We start from the raw sequence: 17,297 nt of genomic DNA on the forward strand, positions 1-17,297 counted from the left end.
CGGAGAGCGTCCTCGTGCAGGAAGAGTCGTTCCGCCGCGTCATCCCCCCGCAAGCTGCGCTGCCGAGCGCGCCGACGCGACGAGCAGCAGCTTCATCGTCGCGCGCGTCGCGCCGACGAACAGCTTGCGGGCCGCACGTGCATCGAGCGTGTCGAAGTCGATCTCGGTGAGGATCACGCACGGCGCGGACTGGCCCTTGAAGCGGTAGATCGAATCGAGCAGCACGTCGCCTTCGCGATATTCAGGGTTGCCGAACAGGTCGTACTTGCCGGTGAAGCGCTTGACCCGGTGCGGGCCGAGCTGGTCGAGCCGCGCGAGCACCGAGCTTTCGCGGCCGCGATACGACAGCACCGCGATGTCCTGCTTGCGGAAGCCGAGCGACAGCGCGTGCGTGATCGCGCGCTTGGTCGCGTCGATGCACGCTTCGGCGAGTGCGTCGCCCGACGCGCCGTCTTCCCCGTATGACGACACCGACGGATCGGAACCGTCGAACGGGCTGCCCGAGCGCAGTTCGGCCGCGAGCGGCTCGACGCGGCCGACGACGTCGCGCACGAATTTGAGCAGGTCGCGCGGGCTGCGGTAATTCGTCAGCGCCTTCAGCGTGACCCAGCCGGGCAGCGCGACGGGCTCGCGCAGATAGAGGTTCTGCAGCGGGTCTTCCAGCCACCACCATGCGGCGTCCGGCGCCAGCAGGCGCTCCAGTGCCGCCGCCCACGGCGCGTGGAAGTCCTGTCCTTCGTCGACGATCAGCACATCGAAGCGCCAGCGTTCCGGAATCGGCGCTTGCGCGAAGCGCGCCTCGAGCCGCTCGAACGCGCCGGGCGTGTCGAAGTCGGGCGTATAGCCGCCGTCGCGGGCGACCCAGTCGCACAGCTGATGGTAGTTCGCGATCTTCGCGCCGGGCGGCGCGATGCGCGCGATGTAGTCGGCGAGCGGCCGGTTGAAACACACGTAGAGCACGCGCTTGCCGGCCGCGACCGCGTCGCGCATCGCCTGCACCGCGAGCTGCGTCTTGCCCGAACCCGCGGTGCCCGTCACGCGCAAGCGGAACGGCGTGAATTCGAGCTGGCGCGCCCACTCGGCAAGCCCGCCCGACAGCCGCGTGACGAGCGTTCCGGCCTGCCCGACGAGCGCGCTCGTGTCGGGCGTGAGCGCCAGTTCGTCCGCGAGGAAGTGATGCAGCTTCGCTGCGTTCGGCAACGGCTCGTCGTGCTCGGGCAGGATCTGCTGGATCACCTGCGCGAGCTGCGCCTTGCGCGACGCGTCGACGATGCGGTCGGCCGCGACGCCGGCGATCGCCGTCTCGCGGATCGCGTAGTCGGGGCAGTACAGCAGCGCCTCGACGCCATAGACGCCCGCGCCGAGCGCGGCGGTCAGCCGCCGGTGCAGCGTCTCCTGCGTGCGCGCGAGCTGGATCGGGACGTTGCGCTCCTTCTGCAGGTAGACCTTCACGAGCCCCTTCGGCGTTTCGCGCAGGAAGCCGGCCTTCTGCTCGATCAGCAGCACGCGGCCGGCCGGGCTCACGACGACGAACGCGGCTTCGCCGAACACCGAGAAACCCTGGTCGGCACGCGTCCAGTGCACGCCGTGATAGACGGTGTAGCTGTCCGGCAGCGCATGTTCGAGGGCGGCAAGCGTCTCGCGCTCGCGTTCGGCCGCGCCGGTGGCGGCGAGGCTTTTCCAGTCGTCGGGAATGAGGCGGGCCATGAAGTCGGGCGGCGAATGCCGGTCGTGAACGGGGTCCGGCTATTGTACTGAGGAACCTGTTCACGACCGCCGCGCCGCAGGGGCGCCGGCCATGCGAAAGAGGTAGACGGCGTGCGGGAATTACCCGCGTGCGAGCCGCTTCGCGAGGTCGGCGCTGAGGATCGCCATGCGCGCGGGTTTTTCGTAGCAGACGACGTCGAATGCGCGGATCACTTCGCTGATGTCCGCTTCGCTCGCGCGGCCGGTGAGCAGGTCGCCCGTCAGCACGAAGATCGGCGCGCCCGGATTGTCGGACGTGCGCACCGCCTTGATCGCGGTGGCGGCCGTGCTGCCGTCGAACAGCCATTCGGTGACGACCGCGTCGAACGCCTGGCCCTGCAGCGCGTCGACGAACGGCGCGAGGCCGTCGAACGCGGCCGTCGAGAATCCCTGCCGCTCGAGATAGCGGCACAACTCGGTCGCGCTGACGCGATCGGGATCGATCACCGCGACGACGAGCTTGTCGCTCTCCGCGCGGCGCGGATAGATCTCGATCTTGTGCACGTCGTACGCGTTCTGATACAGCACGCCCGTATGGCGCAGCACGCGCCAGCGGCCGTTCTGTTCGTACGCGACGAACTCGGGGCGCGCGCCGGCTTCGAGCGGCGCGCCGATCCAGGCGGTGCACGGAATTTCGGCGACGCCGGCGTACAGGACGGCCTCCTGCGAATAGGCGCCGACCATGCCGGGGTCGAGCGTCTGCGCGCCGAACAGTTGAGCGGCGGGCTCGCCGTAGGCTTCGGCGACTTTCTTGATCTGCGCGAGCGTCCAGGGGCTGCTGCCGCGCAGCTTGCGGTGACCCTGCGAAAAGCTCAGGTCGAGGATGCGGCACAGCTCGGTGGTTTGCTGGCGCTTGCCGATGCCGTTGCGGGTCATCAGCTCGCGCACGCGCTCGGCAACCGCGAGGGAATCCGTGGTGATTGCTTCAGTGGTCATGCTACGGGAACGGATCGTGACGTTCAGAACGACGCCTTGCGGCAGTCTCGGCGGACAGTCTTTACGACGTCCAGGGGCGAGCCGACCGGCCACGCGCGGAAAAGATAACTTTACCGCAAAATGAGAGTCATTCCATGTCGCAATCGGTGCCTTTCTGTGAAAGGTGTGTCACGACGTTACGCTGGATCCGCAGGCGTACGTCGGGCACAACTGGCCCGTTCGCAACCTTCGGACGCGGATCGCGCGGCACCGGGACACGATTGCCCGACGAGCGGCACGTAATCGCACCGCACTGCCGACGAAATGCACCAGAGCAGGGCGTGTCGGCGACCCGAACCGCGGCATCGTGCCGCTGCGTCGGCGACAAATTTTTACATCGCCTCGCATGTCGGGCCGGATCGCCCGGCATCTTGTACGCGAATGATTCGACGGCTTACTCTAATGAAACGGACGGGAATGCCCTGGTCGAGCACGCGCATGAACGCGGCGGAACCCCATGCTACGATTCGCCCGTCTCAAGATAGTGTTGAAGCGATGCAGAAGAAATTTGTGATGCGCGGGTACGAGATGAACTGCGAACCGCGCGTGACGGAGGACGGCAAATATGCCGCCCAGGTCGAGGTCACGAAGCTGGGTTTCAGCCGCGAGGCCGCTTTCCGCAAGCTGGGCGAATTCGATACCGAAGCAGACGCCGTCGCCTACGCGAAAGCATTTTCCGAAGCGTGGTTGAGCCGCTACGCGTAGCGCGTCGTTTGCCCGTGCAAGACAGGCGCCGGTTCGACCGGCCGGTGCATGCACCGTGAGCCATTAGGGCGCCGAACGGGCGCGCGCCCCATTCAAAGCGAAAATCACGAGGGACGCCCGGATGCGCGGCGGGGTCGCGCGCACCTGCGCGCCTTTGCCGCGTGGCGCCGTCGCCGCATGGCGACGCGCCCGGATCGTCGCGCCAGGCAGAAAGGTTCGCGGAAGGCGATGGACGGCCGGCCTGCAATTGATTCCTGGTCGTTTCGAATATCCGGGGAAGTGGGTAGATTCATCGCCCGGGTTGTGAGGTATCGTTCGATGCTCGATTGAAGGCAACGCAATTGGAGGCAGCGAATGGCCACTTTGTGCATGCAGATCGTCGTTCTCGGTAAAACGGTCCAGCTCGTGTTGTCGCCGGAGCACCGTACCGCCAGGATTTACATCGTCGACGACGACGCGGGCAGCCATCCGCCTCGAACGATGAGCATCGAACAGTACGTCGACGCCGGCATGACGGACGACGAGATCGCACGGCATGTGCTCGAAGTCGTCACGATGTCGATCGAACAGCTTGCGCGGCTTCAGCCGTACAACCGCGCGGCGCGCGCGCAAACGCGTCAGTTGCGCTATCCATACTGATCACCCCGATACCGGTTGCATCGGGATCGTCCCGGCGCGAACCGCGCCTTTCGATCTTCGAAAACGTCCATGTGGTGCGATGACCTCGCGGTCATCGCGCCTTTCGGCATTGATCTATGAAGCACGGCCTGCCCGACGCATTGCGCGGGAAAGTATCGTCATGTCGTCATGATCAGGAAAACGAACGACATCGAAGAACCCTCGACAAATGACCGCCGAATTCGAATTGCCTTACGCCGGCATATACGTGAACGGCTCGCCGTCTTCCCGCTCGACGGACAGCAGCCGCTTGAGTTGATCGAGCGCGAACAACTGCTTGCCTTCCGCCGCCGCTTCGGCGATCGCGGCATCGACGAGTTTTCGCGCGCGCGCGAGGATCACGGATCGCTGACGCGCGATCTCGAGCACCATGCGTTGCTCGATGTTCTGCCGGCTCGATTGCTTGTCGCTCAGGTGACGCCAGCGATCGCGCAGCTCGGCCCAGGTGACGCGCCGGAATTCCGGAATCGTGCAGGGGAGCGTGCCGGCTTCCGCGGGTTCGGGCTGCGCGCGCAATGCACATCGCAGCGCTTCGCGCGCGCGCCATTCATCGGAAAACGGTGCATACACGTCGCGCGAGCGGCCGATCGGATTCGCGCGCTCGATTTCCTTTTCGAGCAGGTAGGTCAGCCGTCTCAGTGCGGAGCCGTGCGCGAGCATGGCCGGATCGAGCACGCGGATCCCGCGCGATGCATCCGCGACGTGTGCTTTCAGTTCCCATAGCGTCAGGCGAAGGTGCTGCACCTCGAGGATCAGGCGCTGGACGTCGGCGTAGGTGCACTTCGTCCACCATTCGGTGAGGTCGTTCAGCTTCGGGGGATCGAATGGGGGGAGGATCATGTTACTGCTGAAGAAATACTGTATGGATATACAGTTTATCGCGCGGTAACATAGCGCCGTCAAGGCGAAAAAACAGGGACGGTCGACGGGCAACCGTCACCGGCGGCGGGGCCGCGGCCGCGCACCGGATCGTTCATCGACTTTCCCGCACGTTCGCCATCCCGATCCTCAATCCGGGCGCCGGTCCGGCGCATGCCATCGCGAACGCCGATGCGTGTGCCGGCGTATCGACGTCAACAGAGAACAATGACGACCACCTATCCGCTGCACGATGCATTGACGCACGCCGACACGGCGTTTCCGGCCGAAGCCGACATCGTGATCGCCGGCGCCGGCATCATGGGCTGCGCGGCCGCCTACTACCTCGGCCTGCGCGGCCTGAAGGCCGTCGTGCTCGACAAGTCGCGCATCGCCGGCCAGCAATCGACGCGCGCATGGGGCTTCGTGCGGCAGCAGGGCCGCGAGTCCGCCGAAGTGCCGCTGATGATGGCCGGCATGCGGATCTGGGAAGGGCTCGAGCAGGCGCTCGGCTTCGACCTCGAATGGCGGCAGGGCGGTTGCCTCTATATGGCCGACAACGACGACGACTGGGCGTCGTTCCAGGCGTGGCTCGCCGTTGCGCGCGAACACGGGCTCGACACGCGCACGTTGACGCGCGCGGAAATCGACGAACGCGTGACCGGGCTGTCGACACAGGCGCGCACGCTCGGCGGGCTATATACGGCGACCGACGGGCAGGCCGAACCGCGCCGCGTGGCCGCCGCGTTCGCGGCGCGCGCGACGGAAGCCGGCGCGCGTTTCTTCGAAGGCTGCGGCGTGACGGCGATCGAGACGGCCGGCGGCGTGGTCGTCGGCGTCGTGACCGAGCGCGGCACGATCCGCACGCGGCGCGTGATCTGCGCGGCCGGCGCGACCAGCTTCCGGCTGCTCGACGGCGTCGGCATCCGGCTGCCGCAGCAGGCCGTGCGCGGCACCTGCATGCGCACCAACGTGTTGCCCGACGTGTCCGCGTCGACGATCTGGGGGCACGGCCTCGGCATCCGGCAACGCAGCAACGGCGCGATCAATCTCGCCGACGACATGCAGGTCGACGTCGACCTGACGCTCGGCCATCTGCGCGGCCTGAGCCTGTTCTGGCCGGAATTCTGGTCGCAGCGCGAGAAGTTCCGGCTGCATCTGAATGGCGCCGCGTGGCGCGATGCCTGCGCGCGCATCGGCGGCGGAGGCGGGCCGATCGAGCCGCGCGATCCGCAGCCGCAGCCGAATCGCGCGCACGCGCCGCGCGCGCTCGCGAAGCTGAAGGCGATCTTCCCCGCGCTGAAGGACGCGCAGATCGTCGAGGCCTGGGCCGGCCTGATCGACGTGCTGCCCGACGGGATTCCGGTGATCGACGCGCCCGGCACGCCGTCCGGGCTCGCGATCGCGACCGGCTTCTGCGGGCATGGTTTCGCGATGGGGCCGATCGTCGGGCGGCTGCTGGCCGAATGGATCGATACGGGCGCGCCGTCGCTCGACCTGACGGCGTTCCGCGCACGGCGTTTCGCCGACGGGACGATGGTGCGGCCGCGCAGCATGCTGTAGCGGACGGCCCCGCGTGTTCCCGTCGTAGAATCGAGCCCGCAATCTTCAGGAGATTCCCCGTTGGCAACGCCCTCCGACAAGCGCCGCTCGTTGCGCTCACGCCTGCGTCGTACCCGCGATCCGTGGCGGGCGCCGCGTGCGCGCACGCTGTTCACGCGTCCCGCGACGTCGCCGCGGCGCACGCTGCTGTTCCGTCTCGGCGCGGTCGTGGTGCTGTGCATGCTCGCGTTTCTCGTGCTGTATCTCGATCGCGACGGCCTGCGCGATTCGACCAAGAGCACGCCGATGAACGTCGCCGATCTCGTGTACTTCACGATGGTCACGGTCGCGACGGTCGGCTACGGCGACATCGTGCCGGTCACCGCGCGCGCGCGTCTGATCGATGCGTTCTTCATCGTGCCGATCCGCATCGGCATCTGGTTCATCTTCCTGGGCACGGCGTATCAGTTCGTGATCCAGCGCGTCATCGAGGAATTCCGCATGAAACGCCTGCAGAAGCAACTGTCCGATCACATCGTCGTGTGCGGCTACGGCCTGTCGGGGTCGATCGCCGTGCGCGAGCTGCTCGAAAGCGGTGTCGATCCGTCGACGGTCATCGTGATCGATGCGCAGCAGCAGGCGCTCGAGGCCGCGACGTCGCTCGGCGTGACAGGGCTGCTCGGCGATCCCGCGCACGAGGATCTGCTGCAGCAGGCGCAAGTGCGCTCGGCGAAGGCCGTGATCATCTCGGTGACCGACGACCCGACCGCGATCCTGCTGACGCTGTCGGTGCGCAGCATCGCGCCCGAGACGAAGATCGTCGTGCGGATCCAGGAGAACCTGTATCAGCGGCAGCTGCGGCAGGCGGGCGCGGACGTGATCGTGTCGTCGACGAAGATCGGCGCGCTGCTGCTCGCGGATGCGGTGCACAGCCGCTACATCGTGCCGTTCGTGAACGACATGCTGTCGACGCGCGGGCGCGCGACGCTGCTGGAGCGCGAGGCATTGCCGCACGAGATCGGCTGCATGACGAACGTCGTGCCGGGTGCGATCGTCGTCGGGCTCGATCGCTGCGGGAAGATCCATTCGTTCTACGAGGATCCGCCGTGCCGGATCGAGGCGGGGGATACGCTGGTCGTGATTCAGTCGGCGCGGATTCCGGATCCGGATGTGTGAGGGCCGGTTGTGCAGCATCCCGGCATCGCGTGCCCTGCCGCGAGGTGACCGGGGCAACCCCGCTTGATATGTCCCCGCACGTTATTTAGTATGAGGTAATCGCGTCGTGCGCCGCGCACGAGCGTGATCATCGAGGAGACACATGCAATTCAGGTCGGCGGCGCCCTATACCATCGTCGTGATCGGTATCGTGATTGCCTGCGCGCTCATGGGTCTGTGCGTGCTGCAGCTGTTCCAGAGCCGCAACGACGCGCTCGAGCGGGCCAGCGAAACCTCCCGCAATCTCGGGCTGATCGCCGAGCGCGACATCGAACGCAATTTCGAACTCTACGACCTGTCGCTGCAGGCTGTCATCGCGGGGCTTCAACGTCACGACGTGATGACCGCGCCCGCGAGCTTGCGGCGTGCCGTGCTGTTCGATAACGCCATGACGGCAGAGTTTCTCGGCTCGATGCTGGTGCTCGACGCCGGCGGCAACATCGCCCTCGATTCGGGCAGCGACGAGCCGCGCCACGGCAATTTCGCCGATCGAAAGTACTTCACCGTCCACCGCGACAATCCGGATGCGGGGCTCTATGTCAGCGACCCGTTCCACTCCCGCCTGCGTGGCGGCTCACCCAGCATCGGGCTCTCGCGGCGGATCTCGAACCCGGACGGCTCGTTTGCCGGCGTCGTGCTCATTGCGGTCAACCTCGAGTATTTCCACCAACTGTTCGCCGGCCTGTCGCTCGGACAGCACGGCTCGATCTCGCTGATCGGCAACGACGGCGTGATGGTGATGCGCCAGCCGTACGACGTGCATACCATCGGGCGCAACATCAGCAAAGCCGCGACCTTCCGGCGATTCCAGACCGCGCCGGAGGGTTCGTTTTCCGAAACGTCGTCGATCGACGGGGTGCGCCGTCTCTATTACTTCAAACATCTACCCAAGCTCCCGCTGATCATCATGGTCGCGGAAGCGGAGCAGGATATCTATGCGGCCTGGCGGCACCGCGCCGCGACGATCGGCGCGCTGGTGGCGACGTTCGGCGCCGCGTTCATCGGGGTGTCCTTCATGCTCGGCACGCAACTCCGGCACCGGATGCGCGCCGAGTCGGAACTCGTGCTGCTTGCCCGCACCGACGGCCTCACCGGCCTGAACAATCGCCGCAGCTTCGCGGAAGTGCTGGACCGCGAATGGCGTCGCGCGCGGCGCGCGCGATCGGTGTTCTCGTTACTGTTCGTCGATGTCGACCGCTTCAAGTCCTACAACGATACCTACGGCCACCAGGCGGGAGACGATGCGCTGGCTGCGGTTGCGCGCTGCATCGGCGACAACATTCGCCGGCCGGCCGACACCGCAGCCCGCTATGGCGGAGAGGAATTCGTCGTGTTGCTCCCCGATACCGCCGAGACGGGGGCCGCCCAGATTGCCGAGCGGATCCGCGCGGCGATCGACGAGCTGCCGCTCGAACACGCCGGCAGCGAACACGGGCACGTCACGGCCAGTATCGGCCTGGCGAGCTGGACGCCCGAGCACGATGCCGAGGCCGACGCCGTGATCAAGGCTGCCGACGAAGCGTTGTACTACGCGAAAGCGACCGGCCGGAACAAGGTCGTCGCGTTTCAGCCGCCGGCATGACGCGTGGCGCGACACGCAGGCGCATGGCCGCGCTCGAATTGCCTCGGGCCCGCCGCGGTCGCGATTGCGGCTGCGCGTGGCTGCCAGGCGCAGATGATGATCTATCCCACGCTGTCCTATCCGGCGGCGATCCGCGGCACCGGTGTCGGCTTCGGGCGCTCGCTGTGCGGGATCGGCCAGGCGCTCGCGCTGTTCGTGCTGCCGATCCTGCAGGCCCGTCTCGGCACGGACATGTTCTGGGTCGTCGCGGTCAGTGCGGCCATGCCGATCGTGTTCCTCCTGATCGTGCGTCATGAACCGACGGCGCGCGATATCGACGCCGAGGCGGCCGCGTGAATGCAGCGCTTGCCGGAACCCGCAAACAAGTTCGCCGCGATGCCGGCCTTCGCGCTACATTGGCGTCATTCGCCTTCAGCCGAAGGCCGACCCGGAGTCGAACCATGCAACGCCAGACCGGCAACCTGTTCAGCCTCGAAGGCGCGCGCGGCGACGACGAGCGCGTCGACGTGCTCGTCGCGGGATCGCGCCTGAACGTCGAGCGGATCGTGTCGATGGGGCACACGAGTCCCGATGGATTCTGGTACGACGATTCGCGTGCCGAATGGGTCGTGCTGCTGTCAGGCGCCGCGGTGCTCGAGTTCGAAGCGGATGCGACGCTGCACGACATGCGCCCCGGCGACTACGTGCTGATCGAACCGCATTGCCGGCATCGTGTCGCGTGGACGCATCCTGAAGAACGGTCGGTCTGGCTCGCGATCTATCACGATCGATGAAACGTGCGGCGACTTATCGACCTGGCCGCCGCCGGCTGAAGCGCTGCTCGATGACATTGGTTCCCCACTGAGCGCCCTCCGATTCGCTGGTCAGCGTAAAGCCGAACGATTCGTACAGGTGGCGTGCCGAATCCAGCCCCTTGAACGTCCATAGGTAGGTCTCGTCGAACTGCTGCTCATCGACGAAATGCATAGCGCGCGTCATCAGTTGTCGCCCGATACCGGCGCCGCGCAATCCATCGTCGACGATGAACCACCGCAAATGTGCGATTCCCGTGGCTTTATTCCCGTCTATCGCGACCGAGGCGAGCGCGCGGCCGTGTTCGGCATGGAGCCACAGAGCCTTGCCCTCGGCCGGCAGGGTGCCGGCAAATTCCGCGAGTTCGGTCGCCACCTTTTTCTCGAAGAAAGCGCCGAACCCCCAGTGTTCCGAATAGAACCGCGCGTGAAGGCTTGCTATGTCGCCGATACAGCCGGGCTGGTAGCCGTCGACGATCTGCGTGGTGTCCGCTTTAGGCGTGCGCGCGTCGGTGGCATTGTCTTGCGCGAGCGCATCGCTATAAAGCGCGAGGGCGCGGACGAGGGTTTGCTGGTCCGCCGGAACCATCCGGCGTAACGCATTCGACACCTGACGTGTCGCAAACTGGTCGATCTTCTTGCGCAGTTTCTGCCCGTCGGCAGTCAGGTACAGCTGCGTCGCACGCGCATCGTCGGGCGAGATGCGGCGCGTCACGAAGCCGGCCGTTTCGAGCCGGGAAAGCTGCCTGCTCGTGTTTGATTTGTCCAGACGCAGAATGCTGCCCAGATCCTTTGCGCTGATGCCGGGCGCCATGCCTATCTCGAGAACGGCGTGAACGGCAGACGGCGCCAGATCGCTGTCGGCCAATGTCGCCCGCATGAAACCCAGTTCGCGAACCAGTTTGCGCGAGAAGTCCCGAAGCTCGAGGATCGTCGCTTCGCGCGTCTTCGACGGAATATCGATGAGGTCCATGGCGAGCCCGGGAAAGTTGCGTGTCGCAAGTAATATTAGTTGCGACACGCAACTTGTCAAGGACGAGCGTCGCCGGGCAGCCGGGCGACGTGCCCGGCATCGCGGCCCGGCGCGGCAGAAGCGGCGCCGGGCTTTATCCCCGTCCCACGAACGGCATCGTCGTCGCCATGATCGTCATGTTCAGGATGTTCGTATCCAGCGGAAGATTCGCCATCTGAACGACCGCATTCGCGACATGCGTGACGTCCATCCGCGCCTCGGGCGCCATGCGGCCGTCGGCCTGCAGCACGCCTTCCGTCATGCGATCCGTCAGCGACGTCGCCGCGTTGCCGATGTCGATCTGGCTGCACGCGATGTTGTATGCACGGCCGTCGAGCGCGAGCGACTTGGTGATGCCGGCCACCGCATGCTTGGTGGCCGTGTACGCGATCGTGTTCGGGCGCGGCGTATAGGCGGAGATCGAGCCGTTGTTGATGATCCGGCCACCCTGCGGCGTTTGCGCCTTCATCAGGCGCCACGCGGCCCGCGCGCACAGAAAGACGCCCGTCAGGTTCGTCGCGACGACGTCGTTCCACACGTCGAACTCGTGTTCGTCGAGCGGCACGGCCGGCGCATTGCGCCCGGCATTGTTGAAGAGGACGTCCAGCCGCCCGAATCGCTGCGCGATCTGCGCGAACGCGTGTTCGACCGACGCTTCGTCGGTGACGTCGGTCGGAAACGCGTGTGCGTCGCCACCGTCGGCGACGATCGCCTCTTTCGTTTCACGCAGCGAGGCTTCCTTGCGTCCGATCAGCGCGACGGCAAATCCGGCGTTCGCGAGCGCGATCGCCGCGGCACGACCGATGCCGGATCCGGCGCCCGTGACGGCGGCGAACTTCTTCGAGGCAGACATGGCTTGATTTCCTGCGGGTTGGGTGAGGAAAGCGGCGGCGGGCGCGCGATGGACTCGCCGCGCCGGTCGAAGCGACATCCTACCGCGCACGCCGGATTTCGCGACGCGAGCGGCTATGCCTTGCGCGTCGGCGCGGCCTTCCGTCCGCGCGTTCCGGCTTGCGCGAACAAGCTGACCACGACATCCCGGAGCCACCGGTTGCCTTCATCCTGATTCACGCGCGCATGCCACAGCATGTGGATCGGCGCGCCCGGCAGCGTGACCGGCAACGCGCGCCAGCCGAGCGAAAACGGCGCGGCGAGCTGCAGCGCCAGGTGTTCCGGCACGGTCGCGATCAGGTCGGTGCGCTGCAGGATATAGCCGACGCTCATGAAATGCGGCACCGTCAGCCGCACGCGGCGCTTCACGCGGCGGCGTTTCAGCCATTCGTCCACCTGGCCGTGACCGGTGCCCGCCGACACCACGACGAGATGCTCGGCCGCCCGCCATGCGTCGACGGTCAGCGGCGCGTCCGCGAGCGGATGCCCGCGCCGGAACAGGCACACGTAGCGCTGATCGAACAGCCGGCGCTGATAGAACCCGCCCTGCAACTGCGGCAGTAGGCCGATCGCGAGATCGACGCGGCCGTCGGCCATCTCGTCGGCGAGGTTGACGCTCGTGTTGCGCACCGTATTGAGCGCGATGCCCGGTGCCGTGCGCGACAGGTGTTCGAGCAGCGCGGGCAGGAACACGACTTCGCCGATATCGGTCATCCCGATCGTCATCGTGCGCGATGCGCGCAGCGGATCGAAACCGGTCTCGGGGTTGAGCGCGGCATGCAGCGTCGACAGCGCGTGCGCAACCGGTTCGGCCAGGCGCAGCGCGAACGGTGTCGGCACCACGCCGCCCGGCCCGCGCACGAACAGCGGATCGCCGAGCCGGCGGCGCAGCTTCGCGAGCGCGTTGCTGACGCCCGGCTGGCTCATGTTCATCTGCTCGGCGACGCTCGACACGCGCCGTTCCTGCATCAGCCGCTGAAACAGCAGCAACAGATTGAGGTCGATCTCGCTCAGTTCCATGGTTCCGGGTTGTCTCCGATCATTCCGGTCAGTGATGAAGCAGATTCCCTGCATTTTATTGTGGGATAAGGGGGCGCTGCTGAAAATACCGATACGGCGCTCGCATTCGACAGGCGCGCCGGGCGGGGCGCGCGCACCGCGGCCTCGACCACTCACCATCTGAATATCGGAGACACGTTCATCATGCAGACGAATCTGAGGATCGCGATCGTCGGGGCCGGCATCGGCGGCCTGACGCTGGCGCTTGCATTGCGCGAGCTGGGCATCGACGCGCAACTGTACGAGCAGACCGACGTGCTGCGCGAGGTGGGGGCGGCCGTCGCGCTGTCGGCCAACGCGACGCGCTTCTACGAACGGATGGGATTACGGCCGGCTTTCGACGCGGTGTGCGCGGAGATTCCCGGCCTCGTCTATCGCGACGGGCGCAGCGGCGCGGTGATCGGCCATCATCGCGGCGAACCCGACTATCGCCGGCAGTTCGGCGGCGCGTACTGGGGCGTGCATCGCGCGGACCTGCAGGCGATCCTGTCGAAGGCGGTCGGTGTCGAGCAGATTCATCTCGGCCATCGGCTCGTCGATCTCGCGCAGCATCCGGATCGCGTCACGCTGAGCTTCGCCGACGGCGCACGCGTCGACGCCGATCTCGTGATCGGCGCGGACGGCGCGCGTTCGATCACGCGGCGCTGGATGCTCGGCTACGACGACGTGCTGTATTCGGGGTGCTCGGGCTTTCGCGGCGTGGTGCCGGCCGAGCGGATCGACCTGTTGCCCGATCCCGAGACCATTCAGTTCTGGGTCGGGCCGCACGGCCATTTGCTGCACTATCCGATCGGCGACAACGGCGACCAGAACTTCCTGCTGGTCGAGCGTCATCCGTCGCCGTGGCCGTCGCGCGACTGGGTCATGCCGGCGCAAGAGGGCGAGCAGTTGCGCCTGTTCAAGGACTGGCATCCGGCGGTGGTGCAGATGATCACCGCGGTGCCGATCAGCCAACGCTGGGGGCTGTTCCACCGGCCGCCGCTCGGCCGCTGGAGCCGCGGGCGCGTGACGCTGATCGGCGACGCCGCGCATGCGCTGGTGCCGCATCACGGGCAGGGCGCGAACCAGTCGATCGAGGACGCGATGGTGCTGGCCGCGCAGCTGGCGAAGGCCGGGCGCGGCAATTGGCGCGAGGCGCAGGAAGCGTACGAGCGGCTGCGGCGCGGCCGCACGCGCAAGGTGCAGTACGCGTCGATCTCCGCGGCCGACGTGCTGCATCTGCCCGACGGGCCGGCCGCGCAGGCGCGCAATGCGCGTCTCGGCGAGCGCGACAGCGTGCTGCATCACCTGGACTGGATTCACGATTTCGACGCGCTCGCCGATGAACCGAACGAGCGGCAGGGCGGGACGTGGCTGTGAGCGGCAGGGCGCGGCGCGATTGGCGGCAGCGCGTCGAGCGACCGGTCGAATCCGGCCCAGGCACGCGGCCGTTCGTCGGGCATGCTCGCAGCCCGGCTGGCCGTCACGCGTAGTCGGCCACCTGTTGCGCGTCGCGCTTGACCTGTTCGATGTCGCGAAACCGCGCGGCCGGATGGGCGTCCGGCAGCCGCGCCGACGCACCGAACAGCTTCTCGCGCAGCGTGCCCGGCGCATATTCGGTCGGATAGACGCCGCGCCGCTGCAACTCCGGCACGAGGTAGCGCACGATGTCCTCGAAGGTTTCGTGCGCAACGGCATACGCGAGATTGAAGCCGTCGACGTCGGTCGCGGCGACCCATTCCTGCAGGATGTCCGCGACGGTCTGCGCGGAGCCGACGAACACGGGCCCCATCCCGCCGATGCCGCCCCACGCGGCCAGTTCCTCGATCGTCCACGCGGTATCGCCGCCGGCCAGATGCTCGACGGCCGACACGATCGCGTTCGTCTCGACGCGCCGGACGGGATCGGTCGGCGCGTACTGGCCGAAATCGATGCCGGTCCAGCCGGACATGAACACGAGCGAGCCGTCGTACGACACATAGCGGCGGTACTCGTCGAACTTGGCCTGCGCCTTCTCGTCGGTCTCGTCGACGATCACCGTGACGAGGTTGTAGATCAGCACGTCGTGCGGGTCGCGGCCCGCGGCGGCGGCCTGCGCGCGCACGTCGGCGACATAGCGCGCGAGTTGCGGGCGGGTCGGCGCGGCGACGAACACGCATTCGGCGTGCTGCGCGGCGAATGCCTTGCCGGGGCCGGACGCGCCGGCCTGGAACAGCACCGGCGTGCGCTGCGGCGACGGCTCGCACAGGTGATAGCCGGGCACGTCGAAGAAGCGCCCCTTGTGGCCGATCTCGTGCACCTTCTCCGGATGCGTGAACACGCGGCCGTCGCGATCGCGCACGACCGCGCCGTCTTCCCAGCTGCCTTCGAACAGCTTGTACAGCACCTCGACGTATTCGGCCGCGACCGCATAGCGGTCGTCATGGGTGCGCAGTCCGTTGTCGCCGACGTTCTTCGCGCCGCTTTCCAGGTACGACGTGACGATATTCCACGCGAGCCGGCCCTTCGTGTGATGGTCGGCGGTCGACAGCCTGCGCGCGAACGTGTACGGATGCTCGAACGTCGTCGACGCGGTAATGCCGATACCGAGATGCTCGGTCGCCATCGCGATCGGCGCGGCGAGCTGCAGCGGATCGTTGACGGGGATCTGCGCGGCCTGGTGCAGCGCGTGGTAGTTGCTGCCCTGGTAGACGTCGTAATAGCCGATCACGTCCGCGATGAAGATCGCGTCGAAGATCCCGCGTTCGAGCACGCGGGCGAGATCGGTCCAGTAGTCGAGATCCTTGTACTGCCACGAACGATCGCGCGGATGCGCCCACAGGCCGGGCGACTGATGGCCGACGCAATTCATCTCGAACGCGTTGAAGCGGATGGTCTTGCTCATCGCGCGGCTCCCGTTTCCGCGCCGGCTTGCGCACCCGCACCGTTGCCGACGCGCCAGACGAACGGCGGCGTGCGTCCGTTGATGACCCAGTCGCCGACGATCCGCGCCTTGTAGACGAGCGGATTGTGCGACGACACCGTGCGCGCGTTGCGCCAGTGACGGTCGAGCGCGGTCGTGCTGCGCGTCGCGGATGCGCCGAGCGCGTCGAACAGGCGCGTCGCCGCGCGCAGCACGAGTTCCGACACGACGAGCTGGCTCTGCGCGGATTCGATTTCGGCGGCGACGTTGGCGGCATGTTCGGCTTCGTCGTCGCCGCCGAAGCGTGCGACGTATGCCTGCTGCAGCGGCTGCGCGGCGCGCAGCGTGAGCGCATCGGCCGCATAGGCCCACGATGCGATTTCGCCGATCACCTGCTGGAGCTGCGCATCGTCGCCGGCGCGCGCGGCGTTGCCGTGGCTGTACACGCGCGTGCGGCCGCGCACGAGCTCGCCCGCGTCGCGCACGATCGCATGGCCGATGCCGGCCAGCGTAGCGACGTGGAACAGCTGGTAGAACGCGGTCTGGTATTTGAAGCGGCGTGCGAAATCGATCACGTGGTCGGCGTCGACCGCCGCATTCTCGAAGCGCGTCGTGCCGCTGCCGGTCGTTCTCTGGCCGAAGCCGTCCCAGTCGTCTTCGAGTATCACGCCGGGCTGCCCGGTGGCGATCGCGACGATCACGTCGCTGCCATCCTCTTCGCGCTGCGCGAACACGTCGATCCAGTCCGCGAACAGGCTGCCGGTGCTGTAGAACTTCCGGCCGTTCAACACGAGCCGGCCGTTGTGCTCCGATACCTTGGTGATCGTCTGGCCGAGCGGAACGTCGCCGGTCTCCGACCACGCATTGCCGACGAGCTGGCCGCTCGCGAAACGATCGAACCACGTCGTGCGCTGCGGCCCGGGCGGCGCGTTCAGCCAGTCCTCGACGAACGCGAAGTGGCCGCGCAACGCTTGCGGCAGATTGGAGTCGGCGGCGGCGAGTTCGGTCAGCAGCCGGAACAGCTGCGGCAGCGACGCGCCGGCGCCGCCGTCACGCACCGGCAGCCGTAACGCGCCGAAGCCGGCGGCCTTGAGCCAGCCGATCGCTTCGTGCGGCAGTTCGTGGCGGCGTTCGCGCTCGGCGGTGCCGGCGGCAATCCGGTCGAAGATCGGCCGGAACCGGCTCGCGAGTGCGTCGTAGTCGGTGCCGGTGGACAGTTCGGTATCTGCTTGCGACGAAGTCATGCGGGGTTCCTCGTAGGGCGGGGCCGTTTGCACCGGGAGCCCAGTATAGGAAGCACGACGCGCACGTTCCAATAACGGATTCGCAGATCGTTATCGTCGCTGCGCATTACGCGAACGG

General features: G+C 67.0%; 15 protein-coding genes and 1 pseudogene. 8 read left to right on the top strand and 8 right to left on the bottom strand.

Translation table 11 applies throughout. From position 1 onward, the window contains the following. Positions 1-39: 39 nt before the first annotated feature. Together NQV17_RS05410 and NQV17_RS05415 are read right to left on the bottom strand one after the other, a co-directional pair. Complete coding sequence (locus tag NQV17_RS05410) at positions 40-1,707, bottom strand: ATP-dependent helicase (protein ID WP_257769839.1); 1,668 nt, start codon at positions 1,705-1,707, stop codon at positions 40-42. Between the two features lie 120 nt (positions 1,708-1,827). Continuing rightward, the gene (locus tag NQV17_RS05415; RefSeq protein WP_257769841.1) at positions 1,828-2,682 is read right to left on the bottom strand and encodes a helix-turn-helix domain-containing protein; all 855 of its coding nucleotides are present in this window, start codon (positions 2,680-2,682) and stop codon (positions 1,828-1,830) included. 534 nt (positions 2,683-3,216) lie between these two features. On the opposite strand from NQV17_RS05415, the gene NQV17_RS05420 reads away from it, so the two are divergent. Together NQV17_RS05420 and NQV17_RS05425 are read left to right on the top strand one after the other, a co-directional pair. Continuing rightward, positions 3,217-3,426 carry a hypothetical protein gene (locus tag NQV17_RS05420; protein ID WP_044843214.1) on the top strand — a complete coding sequence of 70 codons (210 nt, stop codon included), beginning with the start codon at positions 3,217-3,219 and terminating at the stop codon, positions 3,424-3,426. A gap of 354 nt (positions 3,427-3,780) precedes the next feature. Beyond that, on the top strand, positions 3,781-4,065 hold the full coding sequence (locus tag NQV17_RS05425) for a hypothetical protein (RefSeq protein ID WP_257769852.1): 285 nt from the start codon (positions 3,781-3,783) through the stop codon (positions 4,063-4,065). Positions 4,066-4,296: 231 nt separating this feature from the next. Here NQV17_RS05425 and NQV17_RS05430 read toward each other — a convergent pair whose 3' ends face one another. After that, positions 4,297-4,944 carry a hypothetical protein gene (locus tag NQV17_RS05430; RefSeq protein WP_257770253.1) on the bottom strand — a complete coding sequence of 216 codons (648 nt, stop codon included), beginning with the start codon at positions 4,942-4,944 and terminating at the stop codon, positions 4,297-4,299. 246 nt (positions 4,945-5,190) lie between these two features. Here NQV17_RS05430 and NQV17_RS05435 point away from each other — a divergent pair, with 246 nt between their 5' ends. The 5 genes and pseudogenes from NQV17_RS05435 to NQV17_RS05455 all read left to right on the top strand — a co-directional run bounded on the left by NQV17_RS05435 (position 5,191) and on the right by NQV17_RS05455 (position 10,074). Beyond that, the gene (locus NQV17_RS05435) at positions 5,191-6,525 is read left to right on the top strand and encodes an FAD-binding oxidoreductase (RefSeq protein ID WP_257769854.1); all 1,335 of its coding nucleotides are present in this window, start codon (positions 5,191-5,193) and stop codon (positions 6,523-6,525) included. Between the two features lie 60 nt (positions 6,526-6,585). After that, a complete protein-coding gene (locus tag NQV17_RS05440; RefSeq protein ID WP_257769856.1) occupies positions 6,586-7,680 on the top strand; it encodes a TrkA family potassium uptake protein in 1,095 nt (364 codons plus the stop codon). A 142-nt stretch (positions 7,681-7,822) separates the two neighbouring features. Next, positions 7,823-9,301 carry a sensor domain-containing diguanylate cyclase gene (locus NQV17_RS05445; RefSeq protein WP_257769858.1) on the top strand — a complete coding sequence of 493 codons (1,479 nt, stop codon included), beginning with the start codon at positions 7,823-7,825 and terminating at the stop codon, positions 9,299-9,301. Positions 9,302-9,379: 78 nt separating this feature from the next. Next, positions 9,380-9,637, top strand: a pseudogene (locus NQV17_RS05450) (MFS transporter); the annotation flags it as partial. 104 nt (positions 9,638-9,741) lie between these two features. Further along, complete coding sequence (locus NQV17_RS05455) at positions 9,742-10,074, top strand: cupin domain-containing protein (protein WP_044843221.1); 333 nt, start codon at positions 9,742-9,744, stop codon at positions 10,072-10,074. 13 nt (positions 10,075-10,087) lie between these two features. Here the strand turns inward: NQV17_RS05455 and NQV17_RS05460 are convergent, their stop codons facing one another. The 3 genes from NQV17_RS05460 to NQV17_RS05470 form a co-directional block, all read right to left on the bottom strand. Continuing rightward, positions 10,088-11,065, bottom strand: a complete 978-nt coding sequence (locus NQV17_RS05460) for a helix-turn-helix domain-containing GNAT family N-acetyltransferase (protein WP_257769862.1) — start codon at positions 11,063-11,065, stop codon at positions 10,088-10,090. 133 nt (positions 11,066-11,198) lie between these two features. Continuing rightward, positions 11,199-11,957, bottom strand: coding sequence for an SDR family oxidoreductase (locus tag NQV17_RS05465; protein WP_257769865.1), 759 nt, complete (start codon positions 11,955-11,957; stop codon positions 11,199-11,201). A 113-nt stretch (positions 11,958-12,070) separates the two neighbouring features. Further along, on the bottom strand, positions 12,071-13,015 hold the full coding sequence (locus NQV17_RS05470) for a LysR family transcriptional regulator (protein ID WP_257769867.1): 945 nt from the start codon (positions 13,013-13,015) through the stop codon (positions 12,071-12,073). 183 nt (positions 13,016-13,198) lie between these two features. On the opposite strand from NQV17_RS05470, the gene NQV17_RS05475 reads away from it, so the two are divergent. Further along, positions 13,199-14,413 (top strand): NAD(P)/FAD-dependent oxidoreductase, encoded by a 1,215-nt coding sequence (locus NQV17_RS05475; RefSeq protein WP_257769869.1) that lies wholly within the window; start codon positions 13,199-13,201, stop codon positions 14,411-14,413. Positions 14,414-14,516: 103 nt separating this feature from the next. Here the strand turns inward: NQV17_RS05475 and NQV17_RS05480 are convergent, their stop codons facing one another. Continuing rightward, positions 14,517-15,917 (bottom strand): LLM class flavin-dependent oxidoreductase, encoded by a 1,401-nt coding sequence (locus tag NQV17_RS05480; protein WP_124520711.1) that lies wholly within the window; start codon positions 15,915-15,917, stop codon positions 14,517-14,519. Beyond that, entirely contained in the window at positions 15,914-17,179 is a 1,266-nt protein-coding gene (locus NQV17_RS05485; protein WP_257769882.1) for an acyl-CoA dehydrogenase family protein, read from the bottom strand. Before NQV17_RS05485 ends, NQV17_RS05480 begins: the two co-directional genes overlap by 4 nt. Between the last annotated feature and the right edge of the window lie 118 nt (positions 17,180-17,297).

The sequence above is a fragment of the Burkholderia sp. SCN-KJ genome (assembly GCF_024656005.1).
Classification (GTDB): domain Bacteria; phylum Pseudomonadota; class Gammaproteobacteria; order Burkholderiales; family Burkholderiaceae; genus Burkholderia.